Origin of the sequence: Streptomyces sp. NPDC006393 (assembly GCF_040628575.1) — a bacterium.
GTDB lineage: Bacteria > Actinomycetota > Actinomycetes > Streptomycetales > Streptomycetaceae > Streptomyces.
The window spans coordinates 42,197-66,071 of record NZ_JBEXZD010000007.1 but is presented as its reverse complement, the minus strand read 5'-3'; the positions used below and the strand labels follow the sequence as shown (position 1 = coordinate 66,071).

General features: G+C 71.2%; 22 protein-coding genes. 8 read left to right on the top strand and 14 right to left on the bottom strand.

The genetic code is table 11. From position 1 onward, the window contains the following. The gene (locus ABZ484_RS05525; protein ID WP_358864583.1) at positions 1-768 is read left to right on the top strand and encodes a hypothetical protein; all 768 of its coding nucleotides are present in this window, start codon (positions 1-3) and stop codon (positions 766-768) included. An 88-nt stretch (positions 769-856) separates the two neighbouring features. Here ABZ484_RS05525 and ABZ484_RS05520 read toward each other — a convergent pair whose 3' ends face one another. The 6 genes from ABZ484_RS05520 to ABZ484_RS05495 form a co-directional block, all read right to left on the bottom strand. Then, the gene (locus tag ABZ484_RS05520; protein WP_358864582.1) at positions 857-1,381 is read right to left on the bottom strand and encodes a hypothetical protein; all 525 of its coding nucleotides are present in this window, start codon (positions 1,379-1,381) and stop codon (positions 857-859) included. Between the two features lie 33 nt (positions 1,382-1,414). After that, on the bottom strand, positions 1,415-2,770 hold the full coding sequence (gene gdhA, locus ABZ484_RS05515) for an NADP-specific glutamate dehydrogenase (RefSeq protein WP_358864633.1): 1,356 nt from the start codon (positions 2,768-2,770) through the stop codon (positions 1,415-1,417). A 244-nt stretch (positions 2,771-3,014) separates the two neighbouring features. After that, complete coding sequence (gene mycP / locus ABZ484_RS05510; RefSeq protein WP_358864581.1) at positions 3,015-4,472, bottom strand: type VII secretion-associated serine protease mycosin; 1,458 nt, start codon at positions 4,470-4,472, stop codon at positions 3,015-3,017. Between the two features lie 110 nt (positions 4,473-4,582). Beyond that, entirely contained in the window at positions 4,583-6,196 is a 1,614-nt protein-coding gene (locus ABZ484_RS05505; RefSeq protein ID WP_358864580.1) for a translation initiation factor IF-2, read from the bottom strand. Between the two features lie 43 nt (positions 6,197-6,239). Further along, a complete protein-coding gene (locus ABZ484_RS05500) occupies positions 6,240-6,761 on the bottom strand; it encodes a hypothetical protein (RefSeq protein WP_358864579.1) in 522 nt (173 codons plus the stop codon). 228 nt (positions 6,762-6,989) lie between these two features. Next, the gene (locus tag ABZ484_RS05495) at positions 6,990-10,139 is read right to left on the bottom strand and encodes a glycosyl hydrolase 115 family protein (protein ID WP_358864578.1); all 3,150 of its coding nucleotides are present in this window, start codon (positions 10,137-10,139) and stop codon (positions 6,990-6,992) included. Positions 10,140-10,328: 189 nt separating this feature from the next. Between ABZ484_RS05495 and ABZ484_RS05490 the strand changes: the two genes are divergently transcribed. Continuing rightward, positions 10,329-11,300, top strand: coding sequence for a LysR family transcriptional regulator (locus tag ABZ484_RS05490; RefSeq protein ID WP_358864577.1), 972 nt, complete (start codon positions 10,329-10,331; stop codon positions 11,298-11,300). 93 nt (positions 11,301-11,393) lie between these two features. Further along, positions 11,394-12,773, top strand: a complete 1,380-nt coding sequence (locus tag ABZ484_RS05485; protein ID WP_358864576.1) for an alpha-lytic protease prodomain-containing protein — start codon at positions 11,394-11,396, stop codon at positions 12,771-12,773. Positions 12,774-12,955: 182 nt separating this feature from the next. Here ABZ484_RS05485 and tuf read toward each other — a convergent pair whose 3' ends face one another. The 7 genes from tuf to ABZ484_RS05450 all read right to left on the bottom strand — a co-directional run bounded on the left by tuf (position 12,956) and on the right by ABZ484_RS05450 (position 19,312). After that, positions 12,956-14,149: an elongation factor Tu gene (gene tuf, locus ABZ484_RS05480; RefSeq protein ID WP_086726249.1), complete on the bottom strand. Its 1,194-nt coding sequence runs from the start codon at positions 14,147-14,149 to the stop codon at positions 12,956-12,958. 165 nt (positions 14,150-14,314) lie between these two features. Then, positions 14,315-16,441, bottom strand: a complete 2,127-nt coding sequence (gene fusA / locus ABZ484_RS05475) for an elongation factor G (RefSeq protein ID WP_358864575.1) — start codon at positions 16,439-16,441, stop codon at positions 14,315-14,317. 39 nt (positions 16,442-16,480) lie between these two features. Then, on the bottom strand, positions 16,481-16,951 hold the full coding sequence (gene rpsG / locus ABZ484_RS05470; protein WP_003998848.1) for a 30S ribosomal protein S7: 471 nt from the start codon (positions 16,949-16,951) through the stop codon (positions 16,481-16,483). A 2-nt stretch (positions 16,952-16,953) separates the two neighbouring features. Beyond that, complete coding sequence (rpsL, locus tag ABZ484_RS05465; RefSeq protein WP_003948652.1) at positions 16,954-17,325, bottom strand: 30S ribosomal protein S12; 372 nt, start codon at positions 17,323-17,325, stop codon at positions 16,954-16,956. 589 nt (positions 17,326-17,914) lie between these two features. Continuing rightward, a complete protein-coding gene (locus ABZ484_RS05460; RefSeq protein ID WP_358864574.1) occupies positions 17,915-18,112 on the bottom strand; it encodes a hypothetical protein in 198 nt (65 codons plus the stop codon). After that, complete coding sequence (locus tag ABZ484_RS05455) at positions 18,109-18,813, bottom strand: hypothetical protein (protein ID WP_358864632.1); 705 nt, start codon at positions 18,811-18,813, stop codon at positions 18,109-18,111. The genes ABZ484_RS05460 and ABZ484_RS05455 overlap by 4 nt, the downstream gene beginning before the upstream one ends. Before the next feature lie 73 nt (positions 18,814-18,886). Beyond that, positions 18,887-19,312, bottom strand: coding sequence for a WhiB family transcriptional regulator (locus tag ABZ484_RS05450; RefSeq protein WP_358864573.1), 426 nt, complete (start codon positions 19,310-19,312; stop codon positions 18,887-18,889). 239 nt (positions 19,313-19,551) lie between these two features. On the opposite strand from ABZ484_RS05450, the gene ABZ484_RS05445 reads away from it, so the two are divergent. After that, positions 19,552-20,025, top strand: coding sequence for a helix-turn-helix transcriptional regulator (locus ABZ484_RS05445; RefSeq protein ID WP_358864572.1), 474 nt, complete (start codon positions 19,552-19,554; stop codon positions 20,023-20,025). Positions 20,026-20,514: 489 nt separating this feature from the next. On the opposite strand, the gene ABZ484_RS05440 is transcribed toward ABZ484_RS05445, so the two are convergent. Further along, positions 20,515-21,540, bottom strand: a complete 1,026-nt coding sequence (locus ABZ484_RS05440) for a hypothetical protein (protein ID WP_358864571.1) — start codon at positions 21,538-21,540, stop codon at positions 20,515-20,517. Between the two features lie 387 nt (positions 21,541-21,927). Here ABZ484_RS05440 and ABZ484_RS05435 point away from each other — a divergent pair, with 387 nt between their 5' ends. The 4 genes from ABZ484_RS05435 (at position 21,928) to ABZ484_RS05420 (ending at position 23,863) form a co-directional block, all read left to right on the top strand. Then, positions 21,928-22,155: a hypothetical protein gene (locus tag ABZ484_RS05435; protein ID WP_358864570.1), complete on the top strand. Its 228-nt coding sequence runs from the start codon at positions 21,928-21,930 to the stop codon at positions 22,153-22,155. A 174-nt stretch (positions 22,156-22,329) separates the two neighbouring features. Beyond that, entirely contained in the window at positions 22,330-23,238 is a 909-nt protein-coding gene (locus ABZ484_RS05430) for a peptidoglycan-binding protein (RefSeq protein ID WP_358864569.1), read from the top strand. An 86-nt stretch (positions 23,239-23,324) separates the two neighbouring features. Next, complete coding sequence (locus ABZ484_RS05425; RefSeq protein WP_358864568.1) at positions 23,325-23,600, top strand: hypothetical protein; 276 nt, start codon at positions 23,325-23,327, stop codon at positions 23,598-23,600. Beyond that, positions 23,597-23,863, top strand: coding sequence for a hypothetical protein (locus tag ABZ484_RS05420; RefSeq protein ID WP_358864567.1), 267 nt, complete (start codon positions 23,597-23,599; stop codon positions 23,861-23,863). Before ABZ484_RS05425 ends, ABZ484_RS05420 begins: the two co-directional genes overlap by 4 nt. Positions 23,864-23,875: the final 12 nt, after the last annotated feature.

The window sequence follows — 23,875 nt, the reverse complement described above, 5'->3', positions numbered from 1 at the left end:
ATGGGGAGACTGCTGGGTGCGGTGGTGGCCGGCGGGGCGGCGGCCGCGGCACTGGTACTCGCGTACGTGGCGGGCGCATCGCCCGCGGTGGTGTTCGCCGTCGGGGCGGGCGTGTTGAGCCTGCTGTGGCTGTTGCTCCTGCTGACCCTGCCCTGGAACCTGTACTTCCGCGCGCATGCGGTGCTCGCCGAGATCGCGGTGAGCCGTGAGAAGGGCCTGGAAGTGTCCCCGGCGCGGGACGCCGAGGCCGCACGCATCGCCCGCGCGATGCTGCGGACGGCAGTCGCGGGACACGTCCTGACGGCGGCGGTCGTCTTCGCGGTCACCTGGGCGACCGGCGAGTTCACGGGCTACTGGTTCGCCGCGTTCTTCCTGCTGAGCACCTTCTTCCGCCCGGCCGGCGCCTACTTCGCCCAGCTCCGGCGGCGGCTGGGCACCCTCCTCAAGGACGTCACGTATCCGCGGGACGACGTCGTCGAGTTGCAGGCCCGGCTGAAGCGTGCCGAGGCCGGGACGCGGATCCTGGAGGAGAAGGCGGAGGAACAGTACCGGGCCCTGGCCGAACTGCGCCGCACCGTGGACGCGCTGGCCATGAGCACGTACGAGCGGACGGAGAACACGGACCGCAAGGTCGCCGCCCTGGGCAGGGAGTTCGAGTCCACGGTGCACCGCCTCACGGACGACCAGGAGATCATCGCGGGCGTGAAGGCGTTCCTCCGCCTGCTCCGCTCCCCCGACCCGGCCGACGGCGCTCCGGCTCCCGGCTGACCGGCACCCGGCCACTCGGGTTCGTTCCGCACCGACCGGTACGGGTCAGCACTGCCCTGCCCCTGTCTCCCCTCCCCCTGCGGCCCCATCACAACCTGCCGAACACCACTCCGCGCCAGGTCCACCCCGCGCCGAGAACCGCTTCCTGGAGAGGAACCTTCACCTCACGCGAGTCGAAGCGGAACGCCTCGACCCTGCGCCGACGGCCGTCGGGGCCCCGCTCGTACGTCCATTCCCGGTACACCATGTTCACCGGCCCACGGCCGTGCTCGCGTCCCACGGTCAGTCCGGGCGGATTCCCGACCCGCACGACCTTCCGCCACTCGTCGACAGCCCGCGCCTCACGCCTGGACGCGTCCAGGCGTATACGAGTCTTGATGCTCTGTTCCCTCCGTCTGGTGGAGTAGGACGAGCCCGCACCAGGCTCCGGCATCCGCCAGTCCACCACCAGATCCGCCTTCTCCGCGGGCCGCGCGTTGCGCACGAGGTACGGATTCCCCGCACCGTTGAGCGCGAGCAGCGCGGCACGGACCTCCGGGGAGGCAAGCGGGGGGACACCGCTGTCGGGGTACTTCGTGCCGGTCAGCCTGTCAAAGAATCCCACCGGCCCCATTCTGCCGCTACGGCCCTCGCGTACTGCCCCGGATCAGATGACACCCTGGGCCAGCATCGCGTCGGCGACCCGCTCGAAACCAGCGATGTTCGCGCCGGTCACGTAGTCGCCAGGGGCGCCGTAGCGCTCGGCGGTCTCGTGGCAGGTGCTGTGGATCTCGCTCATGATGCGCGCCAGTTCCTCCTCCACCCGGGCGGCCGACCACGCCGTACGGGCGGCGTTCTGCGCCATCTCGAGCGCACTGACGGCGACACCGCCCGCGTTCGCCGCCTTGCCCGGCCCGAAGGCGACGCCGGCGCGCTGGAACAGATGCACGGCCTCCGGTGTCGTCGGCATGTTGGCGCCCTCGGACACCGCCTTCACCCCGTTGCGGACGAGGGCGGCCGCGTCCCGCTCGTCGAGTTCGTTCTGCGTGGCCGACGGCAGCGCGACATCGGCCGGCACCTCCCAGACCCGGCCGCCGGGCACGAACCGCGCGGAGGCGCCCCGGCGCTCGGCGTACGTGCTGACCCGCCCCCGCTCGACCTCCTTGACCTGCTTCAGCAGCTCCAGGTCGATGCCCTTGTCGTCCACCACGTACCCGCCGGAATCCGAGCAGGTCAGCGGGTTGGCGCCGAGGGTGAGGAGCTTCTCGATCGTGTGGACGGCGACATTCCCCGACCCGGAGACGACGACCGTCTGCCCCTCCAGGTCCTCACCGCGCTCGCGCAGCATCGCCTCCGCGAACAGCACGTTCCCGTACCCCGTGGCCTCCGGCCGGATCGCCGACCCGCCCCATCCGAGCCCCTTGCCGGTGAGCACGCCGGCCTCCCACCGATTGGTGATCCGCCGGTACTGCCCGAACAGGTAGCCGATCTCGCGGCCCCCGACCCCGATGTCCCCGGCCGGGACGTCGGTGTGCTCGCCGATGTGCCGCTGCAACTCCGTCATGAACGACTGGCAGAACCGCATGACCTCGGCATCGCTGCGCCCGTGCGGGTCGAAGTCGCTCCCGCCCTTGCCGCCGCCGATGCCGAGCCCGGTCAGAGCGTTCTTGAAGGTCTGCTCGAAGCCGAGGAACTTGATGATCCCGAGGTTCACGGACGGGTGGAAGCGCAGGCCGCCCTTGTACGGGCCCAGCGCACTGTTGAACTCCACCCGGAGCCCCCGGTTGACGTGCACCCTTCCCTGGTCGTCCTGCCAGGGCACCCGGAAGATGATCTGCCGCTCCGGCTCGCACAGCCGCTCGACGAGCCCCGGCTCCGCGTACTCCGGCCGCGCCGTGAGCACGGGCGCGAGCGTGTCCAGCACCTCGTGGACGGCCTGGTGGAACTCGGGCTGGGCGGGGTTGCGACGCTCGATCTCCGTACGGAGCACGTCGAGCCGGCTCTGGGCGTCGGGACGGGTGATCGTCACGGGGTCCCCTTCTGGGACGGCTGTCACCGGCGCGAGACCGGTGATGGGCTGATGAACGCTCGGCGCTGTTGCCGCGCGCGGGACGTTCCAGTGTTACCCCTGTGTAAACACCGAGGCCAGCAGGGCCGCGCCGACCTCTCACGATCTGAGACACGAAGCCGTTCCAGCCGGTCCGCCCGCTGCCGGAACAGCGGCGAGCGACTTGTCGCGCTGAGCGATGGGGGAACCGCTCCCACCTTCAGCGGGTCTGGACCGGAGGCCAGGTACCGGACGCACACATCTCCATGTACTGGGGCACGGGAAGGTGGGTCGGGGGGAGGTGAGGGCTCGCTCCGGAGTGCGGGACGACGATGGCGGCGCTGAACGGGGCCTTCGTCGGGTCGCCCGTCTCCATGTGCTCTCTGAAGTCGAAGCGGAAGGTCCAGCCGTAGGCGAAGTCGATTCCCGAGTCCGGGAAGACGATCACCGAGCCGGCCTTCTCCGGGTACGCGGTGGTGTTCAGATAACGGGAGGCCGCGGCGACCGCGTCCGCCCTGCTGATCTTCCGGCCGGAACGCCGGCGCCTGCCGACGATGGCGGCCGCCACGGCTCCGCCCACGACCACGACCGCGCCGGCGCCCAGCCCGATCCACAGCATGCCGTTGCCACCGTCGTCCTCGGAGGACGCGCCCGCGGCGACACCCTGGTTCTGTGCGGTGCCGGAGTCCTTGCCCGACGGCGGCGGCGAGGACGAGGGCTTGGCCGGCGCCGTCGTCTCCGCGGCCGCCAGGTCCGGCAGCGGATAGACGTCCGCCGGTCCGGGGTCACCCGGGTTCTGCAGCGCGATACGCGGGCGCACGATCCCGTATCCGATGGAGTCGTTGCGCTTCGCGCCGTTCGTGGGGGCGCCGATGGTGTTGAGCATGACGCGGAGGACCTGGTTGTTGGTCCAGGTCGGGTGCTTGGACCAGATCAGCGCGGCGCTGGCGGAGGCGAGGGCGGTGGCGTCGCTGGTGCCGCCGGTCTTGCACAGGCCCGTCTTGCCGCCGCACGCATGCACCATGTCTGTGCCAGGGGCCGAGATGTCCACTTGGGGCCCGTACTCGGAAAAGGCAGCTCGTTTGAGGTCCTTGCCGACCGCTGCCACACCGACCACCCCGGGCGTGGCTCCCGGGTACTCGACAGGATTCCCCTTGTCGCCCTTGTTTCCTACGGCCCCGAAAACCAAAGAACCCTTGCGCAGGGCGTATTTGACCGCCTCGGTCAGGTCTGTGGTGTTGGACGCGCCACCCATGGAGATGTTGATGACCTTCGCGCCGGAATCGGCTGCGTAACGGATTGCCTTTCCGAAGGATGCCGAGATGGCGAACGGGTTGACGTCGTTGGAACCAGGCATGCGTATCGGGAGGATCTTCACTCCGGGGGCAAGGCCGAACGCTCCGTTCCCGCCCCCGTAGGCACCTGTACCGGCGATGAGCCCGGCCATCCCCGTGCCGTGCCCCTCGTAGTCCGTGTGCTCGTCACCGGCACGGCTTGTCGGAGCGAGGTCCTTGCCGTCCAGGACCCGGCCCTTCAGATCGGGGTTCGTCGGATCGACCCCGGTGTCGATCACGGCGACGGTGATGCCCGCCCCCGTACTCGTCCGCCACATCTCCTCGGCGTGCATGGCGTCCAGAAACCACTGCTTGGAACGGGTGGAGTCAGCGTGAGCTTGCATGGCCGTCCCTCCCACCAGCAAGAGGGCTACGGCCGCCGAGGCAGCCGTTCGGAGTACCCCGCGCCGTGTTCTGCCGATGGCCATGTGCATGCTTTCGTGTCCTCCGGTCCTCAGTCGGCTGTCGGGGGTTCGTCGCGACGGTCGTTGCGCTGCTTCTCCCGTCGTTGCCGAGCACCAGCAGCCGAGCCTCGGGAAGCATCCCGCACGCCCCGGGGACCGGCCTCGCTGGGGACGCCACCGGAGATGCCGCCCCGCGACGGCGCGGACGGCACCGGAGAACCAGGGCGCGCAGGCACACGGCCTACCCGCTGTGGCGTTCCTCCGACAATGCCGTCGCGCCCGGATGACCCGGGGCGCCCAGCGGTCGGACCAGTTATCTGGGCAGCCGACTGCTCTCGTGGTCCTGTGGCCGGCACACGGCGGCTCGCGCCTCCAGTTCCCGCATGCTCACCGCCGAACACCCCACCAGGCACTCGTCCCATCGGCCTGCCACTTGCGGTGGGGCTCGTCGGGCGCCCGCCGGAGATTCCAGAGCCGGACGATGAGCCCCGGCCGGGAGTCGGGCCTGGACCGCCTGGGAGGCTGCGGCCGACTGGACCTCCACCGGAAGCAGGCAGCTTTCGACTCGGCAAGGGGCTGGTACCGGTCACTCCACGGCCGGAACCGGGTCCGACGGAGCCTTGCCCGGGCCGGGTGGGCAGGCGCCCCTCGCTGATCGTCTTCTCGGCTTCGCCGCGTGCCGTCGGCATGCGTACGGGCCCGCCTGGCATCGGCGCCACCGGGCCGCTCGTCGGCGGCAGCCCTTGCACGTCCGGGCGTGCAGTCGTAGGAGGTACGCCGGACGGGCCCGTGGGGTGCTGATGAACCTCGGTCGGCGCGTTCACGGAGTCAATGGAGACATGCGCCTTCGCGGGCTCGGTTGCGGTCGGACGCGGATCGCCGGGCGATACGTGGTGTGTGGCGGAGGCCGTGCCGGCGGGTGACAGGGTTTCGGCACGGTCCGCAGGCCTCAGCAGGCGGTCGTGCGTCGCGCCCTCGGCTCCGACAGCGCTGGGGCTGCTACCGCCACGCACGCTTCCGCTCGCTCCGCCGGAAGTCGATCCCTGCGGCCGGGCCAGGTCGGTGCTCTCGTCGGGGGCGTAAAAGCCCAATGCCTTCGGCGGCGGCGGGAACTTGGGCCGCTCCAGTGTGTTCATCTGCGTCGCGGACTGATCGTAGGACTGGCCCAGCTTGCTCATCTGGGCCGCCGCCTCCAGGCGGACCTTCTCGCGGTCGGCCTGGAGGGCGGCGAGTTCGCCGGCGGACTTGGTGCGGACGACGGCGGCGTCCGGGTCGTTGTGGGCGGCGTTCGCCGCGTCGAGGTTGGCCTGGGCGCTCTTGGTGTCGCGGGGCGTCGACGCCTGGGCCGTGGCGATCGCGCCCGAGGCGTGGCTCAGCCACTTCCCGGCGCCCTCGCTGAAGTCGCCGAGCCGGTGGGTGGAGTTGGCCAGGTCGTCGGCCCAGGTGCGGAACGCCTCCGCGCCGTCGCCCTTCCACGCCACCCACTGCGGACGGACCTTCAGCTCGTCCGCGATCTTGCGGATCTCCTTGGCCGCCGCGGTCAGACGGTCGGCGGCGGCCTGCACCTCTCCGGCGTTCGCCTGGTCCAGCCACGCGAGCATCTGCTCGTGGCTCATGCTCTCGAAGGACGTACCGCCGCCGTTTCCCTTTCCCGCGCCTGCCATCAGGCCTCCCCCGTCGTCGCCGTACGCGAGACAACCGCCGTCATCAGATCGTGCCGCCCGAGTCGCCCGTCGGCGGCTGCCCCGACTGGCGGTCCGGATTCGCCCCTGCGTCGCCCTGACCGTGGCCCTGACCGTGGGTCTTCCTGGGCAGGGAGGGGTCGTAGGTCCCGCCGTAGTGCTCGGTCGTCTCCGCGCTGATCGCCGCCATGCGCCTGCGGACGTCGACGTCGATGTTCTGGTAGCCCTTGTGCGAGGCCACGACCGCGATGCCCATGCCCTCCATGGAGTCGGACAGCAGCTTGGACAGCGTCTCGAGTTCGCTGACGACCGTCTCGTACGCCGTGTAGAGGCCGGCCGCCTCCGTCCACGACCCTCCTCCGCCACCGAACTCGTGGCGGGCGAGCCGGCCCTTGCCGACCTTGCCCGGGCCGGCCTCGGAGCCCTTCAGGTCGTGGATCAGGGCGTCCACTCTCTTCTTGAACTCCGTGAACGACGAGTACTCCGCCGCCAGAGCCGCCGTGGCCCCTACGGCGGCGGCACCGGTCGCCGCGAACATCCCCGCCATACCCGACAGCAGCGGCGACGGCTCATCGCCCGACCCTGAACCAGCATCGCTCGGCAACACAACGTCCTCCCCCGTGAGTTCGCAAGCGGAAGCCTCGGGGACAACTCTAGCTACATCCAGTGACAGTCCCGAGTCGGGCTGTGCGCCCCAAGCGAAAGGAGCCTGTGCCGCCACGCGCCACAGGCTCCTCTCAAGAGGGGTCACACCCGGAGGATCACGCCCTCCACGTCACACCTTCCTGCTCTCCGCCGGCCCCAGATACGTCTCCGGCAGCCCGCCCACGTCGATCAGCAGGCGCTGCACCACCACCGTCGGGTCGACCATCCAGAACTTCAGGCGGTGGACGCCCGCGCTCGGGAGGGTGTGACGGGTGGCCGTGCGGTTGATGTTGTCCGAGGTGTTCCTGGCCCACTGGTTGTTCATGGTGCCGTCGTCCGAGCCGGTGGCCGCGATGATGTCGACCGTCTGCGGGGTCTGGTCGTCGAAGGAGACGGCGTAGCGAAGGCCGCCCTGGCCGCCCGCGAGGGCGGGGTTGCGCGGCGAGAGTTCGGCCCAGACCGTCACCTCGCCGGGGGTCGGGGTCAGCAGGGTCACCTCGTACTCCAGGCGGGGGGAGGAGCCGCCGGGCGTGTGGCGGGGGGCGGTCACCGGCCACGGGGTCATGCCCGACGTCGTACGGCCGATGTCGTCCAGGCGGCGCCACTCGCCCACCGCACGGTCGTAGTGCTCGGCGTCGATGGCGACGTAGCCGCCGGCCTCCACGAAGCCGCGCAGGCCGCGCGCCAGCCGCGTGGACGGCTTGCTCGCCGTGCAGGAGACGGTCACCGTGCTGCCCGCGCCCGTGATCGTCAGTGTGCCGGACGCCCCGTCGGCCGGGACCCTGGACCAGTCCGCCCGCACCTCCAGGCGTACCTGCTGGTCGACCCGGCCCTTGGTGCGGTCGACCTTCAGCCACGGGGCGGAGGTCTCGACGCGGTAGTCGAAGGGTGTACGGCCCCGGTTGAAGATCTCCACGTACTGCTGCGGGCGGGTCTGGTACGGGCTGAACTCGGGGAGCTTCGCCTCCTCGGTGCCCGCGCCGCCCGGCCACCACGTGCCCGCGTCCTCGGCGCCGTCCACCGACACGCCCAGTTCGGCCGCCTCCGGCACGTCGATCCGCTTCACCGCCGGGAACAGCACGTCGGGGAGCGCCACGTTGTCCTTCTCCGGCTGCTGCCAGGGGGCGTTCGGGCCGTAGCGGTCCACGTCTCCGTAGTCGATGTGCGGCTGGGTCTGGAAGCCCTTCCACTTGCCGTTCGCCACCTGCGCGTTGAAGCGGTCGGCCAGGGACAGGTCCTTGGCGAGACCTGCTTCCGCCTGCGCCGCGCGGGCGTTCGCCGCGGCCCGGCCCTGCCTGGCGTACAGAAGGTTCGTGAACTCCGCCTGGCGCAGCTCGTACAGGTTCGCCGTGGCCTCCACCTCGTAGCCCACCAGCTCGAACCACGCGTCCCGGGTGCCGGTGGGCAGTGCGCGGGCGATCCTGTCGGCCTTCTTCGCCAGGGTCTGCCATTCCCCGGTGACCCGCTCCAGCTCGCGGTGGGCGAAGTAGTACGGGCTCTGCTGGTCGTCGTTCACCGGCTTGCCGTCCTGCACCGTGATACGGCGGTTGAGCAGTTCCGGCTTGCGGCGGGCCTGGAGCCGGCCGTAGGCCGCCAGTACGTCCGCGACGGCGGCGGAGTGCGCCTCGCCGAAGTTCTGGCGGGCGTAGCGCCGCTCCCACTCCCCCAGCCGCTCCTGCGGCCAGGCCTCCGGGTTCCAGGCGTAGTTCAGGAAGAACTCCGTGGGGAGTTCGTTGCCCTTCAGGTCGCCCACGTTCGCCACCCACAGGCCGTGGTTGCCGTAGGCGTGGGCCTGGTGGAGCTGGTCCCAGGTATTGCGGATGTTGGCCGTGTCGACCCACTTGTAGTTGCGGCCCGCGCCCACGTAGTCGAAGTGGTAGTACAGGCCGTAGCCGCCGTCGCGCGCGGGCTCGGCCGGGTCCGGGTGCTTGCGGATGTTGCCCCAGTTGTCGTCCGTGAGGACCACCGTCACGTCGTCGGGCGCCCGCAGGCCGCGGTCCCAGTAGCGCTGCACCTCCTTGTACAGCGTCCAGACCTGCGGGGTCTTCGCGGCCGGCTCGCCGGTGACCTCCTCCAGGATCTGGCGCTGCGCCGCGATGATCTCCCGCATCAGCTCGATGCCGTCGCCGTCGGGCAGGCTGGTGTCGCCGTTGCCGCGCATCCCGAGGGTGACCACGCCCTCGAAGCCCTGGTCGACCATGCGCTGGATGCCGGCCCGCCAGTACTTCTTGAGTGCGTCCGCGTTGCGCACGTACGACCACTCGCCCGTGCCGCCGTAGGGGTCGTGGCCCGGGGTGACGATCGCGCCGGAGGAGTCCCGCACGGCGGCGGTGGCGTGGCGGTTCCACTCCTCGATGCCGCGCATCATGGGGGCCTCGTGGGAGGTGCCCATGACGATGCCGTACTCGGCGGCCCGCCGGTGGTTGTCCGGGTCGTCCTCGGCGAAGGCGCGGCCCCACACCGCCGGCCAGAGGTAGTTGCCCTTCAGGCGGAGCAGCAGTTCGAAGACCTTCGCGTAGAAGTCGGCGTTGAAGCCGCCGGGGTAGCCCTCCGCCTTGCCCGGTCCGAAGTACTCCGGGGCCCAGGTGCCGAGCGCCGGGTTCTCGTCGTTGATGAACACGCCCCGGTACTTCACCGTCGGCGTGCCCTGCGTGAACCGGCCCGGCAGGATCCACACGCGGTTCCTGCGCACCGGCGGCACGTCGTCCCACCAGTACCAGGGGGAGACTCCGATGCCGTACGAGACGTCGTAGGCGCCGAAGATGGTGCCGCGCGGGTCGCTGCCCGCGATGACGAACGCGCGCTCGACCCCCGGCATCGGGTGGTCCACCACGGTCTGGAGGGAGGTCTCCCAGCGGTCCCGGACGCCGGTGACGTCCAGTTTGCCGGACTTCACCAGGCCGTCGATCAGCGGGCTGCGGCCGATGGTCCCGACGAGCACGGCGTAGCGGGCGATGGTGCTGCCGGGGCGTACGCCCGTGACCCTCTCGATGTCGCCGCGCAGGTCCGCCGCGGCCCGTACGACGCCCGGGTGGTCGTCGTCGCTGACCAGGACGGGGGCGCCGATCAGGGAGAAGGCTCCGGGCGCCGGGGGCGTGGGCGAGAAGGAGACGTACTCGCCCGGGTCCGTCCGGCGCAGCCCGCCGCTCGCGCCGCCGGCCGCCTCCGCGTCCTTGTTCCCCGCGTCTCCCGCCGCCCAGGCGGCTCCCGACGACGACACCACCGGCACCGCGGCCAGACCGGCCCCGAGTACGGCTCTGCGGCTGACGTGCGCAGACATGCTGCCACACCCCTCCCACTCGAATTTGGTTAGCGGCATGACAAATAGTGGGGCGAGTGGCTCCTGGGGAACAGGGGTCAGGCGCGCCGAATAGTTTCGAATAACCCCTGGCGTGGACGCGCCCGCCGCGCCTCCAGTGGTCCGGACCAACCCCTTGCCCGTGCGCCGCCCGCGCAGCAAGCTCCCCCCATGGAGCTGGAGTTGCGGCATCTCAGGACCCTCCGGGCGATCGCCGAGGCCGGCAGCCTCACCCGGGCGGCGACGGTTCTAGGGCTCGCGCAGCCCGCGCTGAGCGCTCAGCTGAGACGGATCGAACGGGCGCTGGGAGGTGAGCTGTTCGAGCGCGGACGGCACGGCGTACGGCCCACCGCGCTGGGCGAGCTGGTGCTGGAGCGCACCCGGATCGTGCTGCCCGCGGTGACCGAACTCCAGCAGGAGGCGGTCCGGTTCGCACGGACCCGGGCGGGCTGCGGGACGGAGCGGCTGCTGCGGCTGGGCGGCACGCACGGGCCGCTGCTGGGCGCGCTGGTGGACCTCATGGCGGCTTCGGGACCCGACACCCGGGTGACGACCCACGCCTCCTGGTCCGAGCGGGAGCTGGCCGCCCTGCTCGCCGAGGGCCGCCTGGACTTCGCCGTCACCGGCACCTGCGGCACCGCCGCACCGCCGGACACCGAACACCTGGTGTGGCAGGAGTTCGCCGTCGACCCGGTCTTCGTCATGCTCCCCGACACGCACCCGCTGGCCCACGCGCCCGAGGTGGAACTGGCCAAACTCGCGGACGAGGAGTGGTCCTGCGTGCCCGGCGACGGCTGTTTCGGCGACTGCTTCACCGCGGCCTGCGCCCGCGCCGGTTTCGCTCCCCGGCGGATGTACGAGACGGACGTCGCCTCCTGTGTGCACCTGGTCCAGGTGGGCCGGGCGGTGGGGCTGTGCCGGGCCACCTTCCCGACCACGCCCGGCATCACCACCAGGCCGCTGGCCGGCACCCCGCTGCTCTGGCGCCACCTGCTCGGCTGGCATCCGGCCACCCAGCGCGCGGACACCGCGGCCACCGTCCTGGCCCAGGCCCGCACCGCCCACGCGGACGCGGCGGCCCGCAGCGACAGCTACGCCGACTGGCTCGCCCGGAGCGAGAACCCGGCCGAGGCTCTTCCATAACACCGGGCCAGGGGGTCAACCGGTGTCTTACGTCGTGCAGTTGCGCCTTCCTACGGTTTCGGCACCTCCCCACCGAGACCGAGGAGATCCCCCATGCTCCAGCGACACACCAGAGCCGCGTGCGCCGCCGTGGTGGCCACGGGCGCCCTGGTCCTGACCGGTCTGAGCGGTACGGCGAACGCCGGGACGGGCGCTCCGGGCGCGCAGGCGGGTCCGGCGGCGCAGTCGGCCGCGCGGACCATGCGCACCGCCGACACCCCGGCCGCCGTGCTGCACGCCATGCAGCGCGACCTGGGCATCGACCGGCAGCAGGCCGAACAGCGGCTGGCGAACGAGGCCGAGGCGGGCGCCACGGCCGGCCGGCTGCGCGGAGCGCTGGGCGCCGACTTCGCGGGCGCCTGGGTCAGCGGCGCCGAGTCGGGCACGCTGACCGTGGCGACCACCGACGCCGCCGACGCGTCGGCGATCAGGGCGCGCGGCGCCGAGCCCGCGGTCGTACGGCACTCCCTCGCCTCACTGGACGCCGCCAAGGCCCGCCTGGACCGGGCGGCCCGGCACACACCGACCGCCGACACCCCGGCCTGGTACGTCGACGTGCGCACCAACCGTGTCGTCGTCGAGGCCATACGGCCGGCCGCGGCCCGGGCACTGATGAAGGCCGCCGGGGTGGACAGCGGCCTCGTGCGGGTGAAGGACACCACCGAGCGGCCCCGCCCGCTGTACGACCTGCGGGGCGGCGAGGCGTACTACATCAACGGAAACACCCGTTGCTCGATCGGTTTCCCCATCACCCGGGGCACCCAGCAGGGCTTCGCCACGGCCGGGCACTGCGGCCGGGCCGGCTACACCACCACCGGCTCCAACCAGGTCTCGCAGGGCACCTTCCAGGCGTCGGTCTTCCCCGGCAACGACATGGCCTGGGTGGCCGTCAACTCCAGCTGGACCGCCACCCCTTACGTCAACCAGAACGGGCAGAACGTCCAGGTGACCGGGTCCACGGTGGCACCGGTCGGCTCGTCGGTGTGCCGCTCCGGTTCGACGACCGGCTGGCACTGCGGCACCGTGCAGCAGCTGAACACCAGCGTGACCTACCAGGAGGGCACCGTCTCGGGAGTCACCCGCACCTCGGTGTGCGCGGAGCCCGGTGACTCGGGCGGCTCCTTCATCTCCGGCAGCCAGGCGCAGGGGGTCACCTCCGGCGGCTCGGGCAACTGCTCCAGCGGCGGGACGACGTACTTCCAGCCCGTCAACCCGATCCTGAGCGCCTACGGACTCACCCTGAAGACGACGACCAGTGGCCCCGGCGACCCGGGCGACCCCGGTGACCCCAGCGGCACCTGGGCGGCCGGCACCGTCTACCAGGCCGGTGCCACGGTGACCTACGGCGGCGCCACGTACCGCTGCCTCCAGGGCCACCAGGCGCAGCCGGGCTGGGAGCCGCCGAACGTACCGGCGCTGTGGGAGCGGGTGTGACCCGCGACAGACGTCACTGACCGCCAGGGGGCGGGCGGGCCCGGGTGCGCCGTGGGGGGCACCCGGGCCCGCCGGCGTCACCGTGCCGGAAGCCGCCCGGGCATGCGAAAGGGCCCGTACGACCGAAGTCGTACGGGCCCCTTCAGGTGCTCGCAGGAGCTACCAGGTCAGGCCGTCAGGAGTTACTTGACGATCTTGGTGACCTGGCCGGCGCCGACGGTCCGGCCACCCTCACGGATGGCGAACTTCAGGCCCTCCTCCATGGCGACGGGCTGGATGAGCTCCACCTTCATCTCGGTGTTGTCACCCGGCATGACCATCTCGGTGCCCTCGGGGAGGGTCACCACGCCGGTCACGTCCGTCGTGCGGAAGTAGAACTGCGGGCGGTAGTTGTTGAAGAACGGCGTGTGGCGGCCACCCTCGTCCTTGGAGAGGATGTAGGCCTGCGCCTCGAACTCGGTGTGCGGGGTGACCGAGCCCGGCTTGATGATGACCTGGCCGCGCTCGACGTCCTCGCGCTTGATGCCGCGGAGCAGCAGACCGACGTTCTCACCGGCCTGGCCCTCGTCGAGCAGCTTGCGGAACATCTCGATGCCGGTGACCGTGGTGGAGGTCTTCTCGGTCTTGATGCCGATGATGTCGACGGTCTCGTTGACCTTGAGGACACCACGCTCGATACGGCCGGTGACGACCGTACCGCGACCGGTGATCGTGAAGACGTCCTCGATCGGCATCAGGAACGGCTTGTCGACGTCGCGCTCCGGCTCCGGGATCGCGGTGTCGACGGCGTTCATGAGGTCGAGAACGGACTGGGTCCACTTCTCGTCGCCCTCGAGCGCCTTCAGAGCGGAGACACGGACGACCGGCAGGTCGTCGCCCGGGAACTCGTACTCGGAGAGGAGCTCACGGACCTCGAGCTCGACGAGCTCCATGATCTCCTCGTCGTCCACCATGTCGGACTTGTTGAGGGCGACCACGATGTACGGAACGCCGACCTGGCGGGCCAGGAGCACGTGCTCCTTGGTCTGCGGCATCGGGCCGTCGGTGGCGGCGACCACCAGGATCGCGCCGTCCATCTGCGCGGCACCGGTGATCATGTTCTTGATGTAGTCCGCGTGACCCGGGCAGTCGACGTGGGCGTAGTGACGCGCCTCGGTCTGGTACTCGACGTGCGCGATGGAGATGGTGATACCGCGCTGGCGCTCCTCGGGAGCCTTGTCGATGTTGTCGAACGGGGTGGCCTCGTTCAGCTCCGGGTACGCGTCGTGCAGCACCTTGGTAATGGCGGCCGTGAGGGTCGTCTTACCGTGGTCGATGTGACCGATGGTGCCGATGTTGACGTGCGGCTTAGTCCGCTCGAACTTCGCCTTCGCCACTGGGGTCCTCCTGTGGAGTGGTTCTGTACGCCTTACTTCATCGGCGCCAGGTGATCTTTGCTGGATGGCCCGGATCCCCGGGGCATTCCTCCCGCTTCGCTGCGGAAGGGGCGGAATGCCCCACGAGGCTCCGGAGTCAAGCCTAAAGGCTGGAACTCGGGAGAGTTACTCGCCCTTGGCCTTCGCGATGATCTCCTCGGCGACGTTCCGCGGAACCTCGGCGTAGGAGTCGAACTGCATCGAGTAGCTTGCGCGACCCGACGTCTTGCTGCGGAGGTCTCCGACGTAGCCGAACATCTCCGAGAGGGGCACGAGACCCTTCACGACGCGGGCACCCGCCCGCTCCTCCATGGCCTGGATCTGGCCACGGCGGGAGTTGATGTCGCCGATGACCTCACCCATGTAGTCCTCGGGCGTGGTGACCTCGACGGCCATCATCGGCTCGAGCAGCACGGGGCTGGCCTTGCGCGCGGCCTCCTTGAAGGCCTGCGAACCGGCGATCTTGAACGCGAGCTCGGAGGAGTCGACCTCGTGGTAGGCACCGTCGAGCAGCGTCACGCGGACACCGGTCATCTCGTAACCGGCGAGGATGCCGAACTGCATGGCCTCCTGCGCACCGGCGTCGACCGAAGGGATGTACTCCTTCGGCACACGGCCACCGGTCACCTTGTTGATGAACTCGTACGAGGCGTCGCCGCCCTCGATCGGCTCGATCGCGATGATGACGCGGGCGAACTGGCCGGTACCACCCGTCTGCTTCTTGTGGGTGTACTCGACCTTCTCGACGGACTTGCGGATCGTCTCGCGGTAGGCGACCTGCGGCTTGCCGACGTTGGCCTCGACCTTGAACTCACGGCGCATACGGTCGACCAGCACCTCGAGGTGCAGCTCGCCCATGCCGCCGATGATGGTCTGGCCGGTCTCCTCGTCCGAGTGGACCTGGAAGGACGGGTCCTCCTCGGCCAGGCGCTGGATCGCGACGCCCAGCTTCTCCTGGTCGCCCTTCGACTTGGGCTCGATGGCGACCTGGATGACCGGCGCCGGGAAGTCCATGGACTCCAGGATCACCGGCTGCTTGTCGTCGGACAGCGTCTCACCGGTGGTGGTCTGCTTCAGGCCCATGACGGCGACGATGTCGCCGGCGCCCACCGACTCGATCTCCTCACGCTTGTTGGCGTGCATGCGGTAGATCTTGCCGATGCGCTCCTTCTTGCCCTTGACGGAGTTCAGCACCGAAGAGCCGGACTCCAGGCGGCCGGAGTACACGCGGACGAAGGTGAGCTTGCCGAGGTGCGGGTCGCTCATGATCTTGAACGCCAGCGCCGACAGCGGCTCGTCGTCGGACGGCTTGCGCCGGACGACCGTCTCCGGGTCCTTGACGTCGTGGCCCTCGATGGCCTCGATGTCGACCGGGGACGGCAGGTAGCGCACGACCGCGTCGAGCAGGGGCTGGACGCCCTTGTTCTTGAACGCGGTGCCGCAGAACACCGGGGTCACCGTGGTGCCGGTGCCCTTGCCGGAGGCGATGGTGATACGACGGATCGCCGCGTACAGCTGCTCCTCGGTGGGCTCCTCGCCCTCCAGGTACAGCTCCATCAGCTCTTCGTCGTTCTCCGCGACGGCCTCGAGCAGCTTGCCGCGCCACTCCTCGGCGGCCTCGGTGTGCGTGGCCGGGATGTCGACGGTGTCGTACATCTCGCCCTTGGTGGCCTCGGCGGACCACACCAGGGCCTTCATCTTCACCAGGTCGACGACGCCCTTGAAGTCCGCCTCGGCGCCGATCGGCAGCTGCATGACGAGCGGCTGGGCACCCAGACGGTCGGTGATCATGTCGACACAGCGGTGGAACTCGGCACCGGTGCGGTCGAGCTTGTTGACGAAGCAGATACGCGGAACGCCGTAGCGGTCCGCCTGACGCCACACCGTCTCGGACTGGGGCTCGACGCCGGCGACGCCGTCGAACACCGTCACGGCACCGTCGAGCACACGCAGGGAGCGCTCCACCTCGACGGTGAAGTCGACGTGGCCCGGCGTGTCGATGATGTTGATGGTGTGGTCGACGTCTTCCAGCGGCCAGTGGCAGGTGGTGGCAGCAGAGGTGATCGTGATGCCACGCTCCTGCTCCTGCTCCATCCAGTCCATGGTGGCAGCGCCGTCGTGGACCTCACCGATCTTGTACGAAACGCCGGTGTAGAACAGGATCCGCTCGGTGGTGGTCGTCTTGCCCGCGTCGATGTGGGCCATGATGCCGATGTTGCGCACCTTGGCCAGGTCAAGCGAAGTGGTAGCCATAAGGCTTCAGTCTTCTCTCGGTCTCGATGTGGACTGCGACTACCAGCGGTAGTGCGCGAAGGCCTTGTTGGACTCGGCCATCTTGTGCGTGTCCTCGCGCTTCTTCACAGCGGCACCGAGGCCGTTGGAGGCGTCGAGGAGCTCGTTGAGCAGACGCTCGGTCATGGTCTTCTCGCGACGGGCGCGGGAGTAACCGACCAGCCAGCGCAGCGCCAGGGTGTTGGCGCGGCCGGGCTTGACCTCGACCGGCACCTGGTAGGTGGCGCCACCGACACGGCGGGACTTGACCTCGAGGGTCGGCTTGATGTTCTCCAGAGCGCGCTTGAGCGTGATGACCGGGTCGTTGCCGGTCTTCTCGCGCAGGCCCTCCATGGCGCCGTAGACGATGCGCTCGGCGGTGGAGCGCTTGCCGTTCAGCAGCACCTTGTTGATCAGGGAGGTCACCAGGGGGGAGCCGTAGACCGGGTCGATGATGACCGGGCGCTTCGGGGCGGGGCCCTTACGAGGCATTCTTACTTCTCCTTCTTGGCGCCGTAACGGCTGCGGGCCTGCTTGCGGTTCTTGACACCCTGGGTGTCGAGCGAACCGCGGATGATCTTGTAGCGAACACCCGGCAGGTCCTTCACACGGCCGCCGCGCACGAGCACGATGGAGTGCTCCTGCAGGTTGTGTCCCTCACCCGGAATGTAAGCGGTGACCTCGATGCCGCTGGTCAGACGCACACGCGCGACCTTGCGGAGGGCCGAGTTCGGCTTCTTCGGGGTGGTCGTGAACACACGCGTGCAGACGCCACGGCGCTGGGGCGAACCCTCGAGTGCGGGCGTCTTGTTCTTCTCGACCTTGTCCTGCCGGCCCTTGCGGACCAGCTGCTGGATCGTAGGCACTACTTCTCCGGTTTCTGTGTGCCGATGGGTACAGCTAACCTGGAACTTCGCCGACCCACGCGGTCGGGTGTGTCGAATCCCGCGGACTCCCGCCGCAAGGCAGAAAGAAGCGCAGATTGCGGTGGCCGGTGACGGCTCCCTGGCGGTTGTAGGCACGCACGGGAGCCAGGGCACACCCCAGGCACAAGGTCTGAGCGTACCCAGCACACTCACTCCGGTCAAAACAGAAGCGCCCTCCGGCCGGAACACAGGCGGCACCGCCGGCGCGCCGGGACTCTCCGCGCGTCGGCTTCGCCGCCCTGCCTGCGGTTCCTCCCATCCTCACCTCACTATCACAAGTGTCGGCGCGATGCGAACCAGGAGCACGCCGTACGGGGGCCAGGAGTCGGCTTCGCCCGTCGTGCGGGGCCGCGCGGCGCGGGCGCGCCCCCGCCGTACGGGTGTCGGCGGGGGCGCGGCGGCGGGGAGGACCGGGTGTGTGACCGAGGGGGTGCGGCGACGGGGCGTGCGGCGTACGCCGGCCGGCGGGGACGGGGATGTGCGCCGTGTGCCGTGCGCCGTGTGCCGTGCGCCGTGTGCCGTGTGCCGGTCAGCGGGGGCGGCGGGTGCCGCGGGCCGCGCGTTCCGCGGCGAAGACGTCCTCCAGGCGGAAGAGCTGGGCGCGGCCCGCCCTTCCGGCCGCCTTGAGGTGCCCGAGCTGGACCCATTTGCGGATGGTGGCGGGAGCGACGCCGGCCTCCTGGGCAGCCAGCGGCCCCGGGATCAGGGTCGGCCGGTCGGCCGTCATCGGGCGTCTCCCTTCGGCCCGCGGCCGGAGGTACCGCTGTTCGGCGCACGGCCGGGGGTACGGTCGGGGGTACGGCCCGGCGCACGGTCGGCGGCAGCGGGCCGCTCCCACTCCCCTTCGTTCCAGGTGTGCCGGTAGGCGGGGTCGTCGTGGCAGCCGCAGTCCGGGTCGGAGCAGCGGCAGGCGGGGTTGACGCACAGGACGGCGCCGCGGTCGGGGAAGGCCCGCAAGGAGACGGAGTCGCACCACGGGCAGCGGCCGGACACCCGTACGACGGTCTCGGTGTCGCCGAGCGCGCGGGCGCAGCGACGGGCCATCCGCCGGGCCTCGTCGCGCACGTGCGCGGCGAGGACGGGGTCGGCGGCGACGTCGTCGAGCAGCTCCGCGATCCGGCGCAGCCGCTCGGGCACGGGGGCACGGCGGACCCGGGGCCGGCCCAGCCGGTCGCGGACGGCCTCCTCCAGTTCCACGACGCCGTCCGTGATGTCGCGGATGGTGTCGGAGATGTGCAGGCGCAGCGGGGCCGCGCTGTGGCCCGGTGCGACGAGTCCGTGCCGCTGCCGAAGGAGAAGGGCCTCCTCGCGCTCCTGCCGGAGCCGTACGGCGAGGTCGGCGGGCGAAGGTCCGGCCGGGCGGTGGGACGGCGCGGAGCGGCCCGGGGCGAGTTCGGCGGACAGCTCCGGGAACTGCTGAAGGAGCATGCCGATCCAGAGGGCGGCGTCCGCCGCCGGACGCTCGCCGGGCAGCGAGCCGTACTGGTGTGTGGGGCACTCGTCAGACAACGCGGCCTCCCCGGGGAGCGGCGCCGCGGCGCGGGCCGAGGGCGGTCCCGGGCTCGCCGGCGGTGGTACGGCGTGAGTCGGCGGCGGTGCGACGCGGCTCCGTGGCGGTACGACGCGGTTCGGCAGCGGTACGGCGTGACTCGGCCGCCGGGAGGTGCGGGCGGGCCGCCGGGAGGTGCGGGCCGGCGGCGGGCGGGAGGAGGTGTGCGGGGAGCGGGACCGGGCGGCCGGAACGCCACAGGCGGCCGCCGCAGACGCCGTCGAACCAGTTGTCCGCCGGGGCGACGGCCTCCTCGCAGTGGCGGCGGACGGTACAGCCGGCACAGGCCCGCAGCGCGGGGGCGGCTTCCTTGACCTTCTTGGAGAACACGATCCGGGGCGGGAGCCCGGCGCAGGCCGCGGCGGACTGCCAGCCCACGGGTTCGAGGGGGCCCAGGGGGCGGGCGGCCCCGGCCTCCCTCAGGAATGGGGACGGACATGAACCGGCGACGGGCATGGGGCCTCCCTGATGGGGCGGGTGAGGAGCGAGCGCGCACCAGACTTACAGATTGCGTGCGCGCTCGCAACGAATTTCCTTCACCGTGCTTGCACGAGAGCACGTAATACCGCGCGCGCAAGCAAGCTAAACTCGGGGCCCTCCGAAGGAAGCGAGCACAGATGACCAGCCAGGGACTGGACGCGTTCGCCGCGTGGGTCGAAGACCTGATGCGCGAGCGCGGCTACGACATCGACAGCCCGCGTGGGGGCGGCAAGTCCCGGATCGCGGACGAGGCGGGGGTGCACCGCGCCGCCGTCACCCGCCTGTTGCAGCGGCAGAGCATGCCGGACCTCGAGACGACGCGCCGGCTCGCCCGCGTGCTGGGCGTCCCGGTGCGGGAGATGCTCATCCGCTCCGGCCGGCTGACCGCCGAGGAGCTGGCCGACCCCCACGACTACCTGGCCTCCCCCGCACCCAGCGCCGAGTTCGGCCGCCGGCCCACGCTGGAGGAGGTCGCGGACCTGCTGGGCGTGCCCGCCGACCGGCGGGACATGTTCGTCAGGGTCGTCGAGCAGTTCCTGCCGGACGGGGCGGGGGCGGCGGCGCACGCGCCCGAGGACGAGCGAGTGCCGGTGGTGGCGACCGGCGACTGACCTCCTCGTCCTTACCGGCAGCCGCGCCACCGGAGGGCACCTCCGGGTCGGCGGGCGCTTCGGCATGCCCGGAGGACGACCACGGCGTTCCCGGGTGGCACTCAAGACTCATGAACACCTTTGGCCTCAGCACCACTTGAAGCCCGGCCGACGCTTCCCACCCGCCTCACCCGCGCGGCCCGCGCCCGGCGGCCCGCCGTCGCCGCGACCCCTGTAGAGGCAACGACTCCCCCGGCCCGACCGTTCCCGGCACGGCAGGCCTTGCCGACCCTCCGCCGGTTCGCGCCACCGGCCGCTCCCCGTAGTTCCCCGGGCCTCTCACACCCCGTACACCGCTTCGTCGATGCGCCGGCCTGGCGGGTTTAGTTGCGCGCGCGCACGCTTTTCTGTCACAGTTGGTGCCGCGGCCGAGCTGTGTCCAGCCGACCCGGGTCCTCGCCCGACCACCGGACCGCCCGACCGGGCAACCGGGCAACCGGGCAACCGGGCTCATCGCGGTTCCGGCGGCCCCGCCTGATCGTTCCTGCGCCGCCCCACCGTCCGGCCCTCCAGCTCGTCGGCGAGGGCGCGGGCGCGGTCCGAGAGCCGGGGCCGTTCCACGCCCTGGACCGCCAACGGCTCGCCGGGCTCCTCCTGGGGCCGCTCGCCCGCGTCCGACCGCCGCCCCCTGTCCCGCCCGGCCCCCGGATCACCCGGCCGGGCGAGCGGCGGCACGCTGGGACGGCCGTTGCGCCGGACCACCGGCCGACGCTCCGGCGGCACGGTCCGCTTCTCCCGCACCTCCCGGGCGGACAGCAGGACGCCGGCGACGACGGCATCGGAGGGCGACGGCTCACCGTGTGACGCTCTGGCCTCGCCCCCGGAGGCGAGGGCGTCGTGCGCACCGCCGGGAGGCGATGCGGGAACCGAAGCGGAAAGCGAAGGCGAGGCAGGCCCGGACCCAGAACCAGAACCCAATCCAGATCCAGATCCAGAACCAGAACGAGCACGCGAACCCGCATCCGGATCCGAGACCGATCCCGAACCCTGAGCCGCCGGGACCAGGTTGGCGGCACCCGGACCGGCCACGCCCGGACCTGCCGCACCGCCGCCCCCGGGCGCCGGCATCGGGGCCGCGTCGGCCACCGACCGCTCCCGTTCCCCCCGCTCCTCTACTCGCGTCACTTCCGAGGGCGGGCGCAGGAGCTGGACGTACGGCAGCGGTATCACCTCCCCGGTGCCCCGCTCGGCCTCGGGACGCCGCGCCCGGCGTGGCCGACGCCCCGTGCGGGCGTCCTCCTGCCCCTGGAGGTAGGCCGCGGTGATCCGCTGCTCGTACGCACGCCGTATGCCCGGCAGTTGCTCGTCGACGACATCGGCCCAGCCCGCGCTGTACGCGGCCAGCTCGCGCCGGTCGAGTTCGGCGCGCGGGAGGATCACCAGGTCCTCCGCCTCGTGACCGAGGCTGAGGACGAGCTCGGAGACACGGGCGATGAGATGCGGAAGGTCGGGGGCCTGTTCAAGCCAGTCGGTCACATGCTGATGCCGCGCGTTGCTCGCGTCCCCGTCCACCCCAAAGGCCTTGCTCTCGTCCCTGCCCCACCGCGCCCCCGCGCGAGGACGGCTGCCCCGCCGCCGTTCCACCGTCGTCCGACAGGCGCTCATTTCCCTGAAAGAGCCTGTGTGTTCACGCTTCCTTCACTGACGGGAGGACGGCGGGATCCTAACCCACGAGTCTGGCACAACTTTCACCGCACCCCCGTCGACGCAGGTCCGGACCCGCCCCGACATGGAAGCTCGGCGAATACGGAACGGCGTCACGGGAGTACTCGTACACTAGTTCGAACAGACGCTTCGAACGCCACAGGAGCGCCACCTGTACCACCAGCACAGCCCAGCGGACAGACCGGAAAGCAGGACGACATGGCGACTGGCACGAGCAACTTCCCGCAGCAGCCCATCGACACCTACGCCCGCCTCGCCCACCTTCTGCACTCCCCCGCACCCGACCGCGAGGCGTTGCTCGACCGGCTGTACGAAGAACTGCTCCTGCGCGAGTCCCGTGCTTACGCGGCAGGCTGGTCGGACGCTCTCACGGAAGCCCGCCGGGCCCGTCCCGGCCGCCCGCGCCCGGGCCGGCCGTGGGCGTGACCGGCCCGGACGCCGGCCCCCGCCGAACACGCGGGCGACATTCCGAACCAGCGGACGAACCCGAACCCGACCCACGGCGAAAGGAGCAAGCCTTCCGTCGTACGTCACCCCCACCCCGATTCGCCCCCCACCCCGAGCCGACCGGCCCGGGGTTTCTTCATGTCTGGAGTCCACATGGCCACACCCCTGTCCGCCGACGCCCTCGTCTCCGCCCTGCGGGCCGAGGGCGTCACCGTCGTCGAACACCCCGGCTGGCGCACCCACAACCGCAACCAGAAGGGAAACTGGGGCCCGGTCAACGGCGTGATCATCCATCACACCGTCACCTCCGGCACCGACTCCAGCGTCGACATGTGCTTCACCGGCTACTCCTCGCTGCCCGGCCCGCTCTGCCACGGCGTCATCGCCAAGGACGGCACGGTCCACCTCGTCGGCAACGGCCGCGCCAACCACGCCGGCGGCGGCGACCCGGCGGTTCTCCAAGCCGTGATCACCGAGACGTACGGGGACCGGCCGCCCGTCCCGCACCAGCACGAGGGCAGCGCGGGCGCCGTCGACGGCAACGCCCGCTTCTACGGCTTCGAGTGCGTCAACCTCGGCGACGGCCACGATCCCTGGCCCGCCGGACAGCTCGACGCCATCGAGCGGGTCGCGGCGGCGCTGTGCCGGGCCCACGGCTGGGGCGCCAAGTCCGTCATCGGGCATCTGGAGTGGTCCGACTGGAAGAGCGATCCGCGCGGCTTCTCCATGACCACCATGCGCCACCGGGTACAGGAGCGGCTCTCCTCCGGCCCGGGCGGCGGGCACGCCCCCCAGCCGCCGAGCCCGCCCCGCTACCAGCCCTTTCCCGGGGTGTCGTTCTTCAGGAGCGGGCCCGACTCCCCGATCGTCACGGCGATGGGCCGCCGCCTGGTGGCCGAGGGCTGCGGCCACTACCGCGTGGGTCCCGGCCCCCGCTGGAGCGAGGCCGACCGCACCTCCTACGCCGCCTGGCAGCGCAAGCTCGGCTACCGCGGCGCCGACGCCGACGGCTGGCCGGGTCCGACGTCCTGGGCGGCGCTGAAGGTCCCGCACAGCTCCTGAGGAACGAGAGCCCGCAACGGCCCCGGCGACCGAGCGACGCCGAGCGGCCCTGAACGACCCCGAACAACCCGAGAATCGAGGCCCCCATGTCAGAGGCCGCCAAGCGCACCCTCCGTACCGTCCTGCAAACCGCCCTCGGCCTGTGCGTACTGCTGCCGACGGCCGTCCGCGCCGCCGGCATCCCCGAGACGCTCCCCTGGGCCGCCGGTGCCCTGGCCGTCGCCGCGGGCGTGACCCGGGTGATGGCCGTACCGGGCGTCCAGGCCCTGCTTCCGGCCTGGCTGCGCACGGACGCCGACCCCGACGCGGACGCCTGCCCGCTGTCCCCGGCCGAGCCGCGGGCGGAGCGGGGGAAGGCGTGAACGAACCCCCCTCCCTCTCCGACCCGACCGCCGTCGCCGTCGAGCTGGAACGGCTGCGCGGGACCGTCGAGGCCGGCTTCGCCCGCGTCGACGGCTCGCTCGCGCTGCTCGTCCAGCGCAGCGACCAGACCGACAAGCAGCTCGCCGACCACGAACAGCGGCTGGACGCCCTGGAGCGCTCCCGCTGGCCGCTGGCCAGCGTCGGCGCCCTGGCCGCCGTGGCGACGGTGATCGTCACGGCCTGGGAACTGACCGCGCGCTGAAAGGCCGAAGGG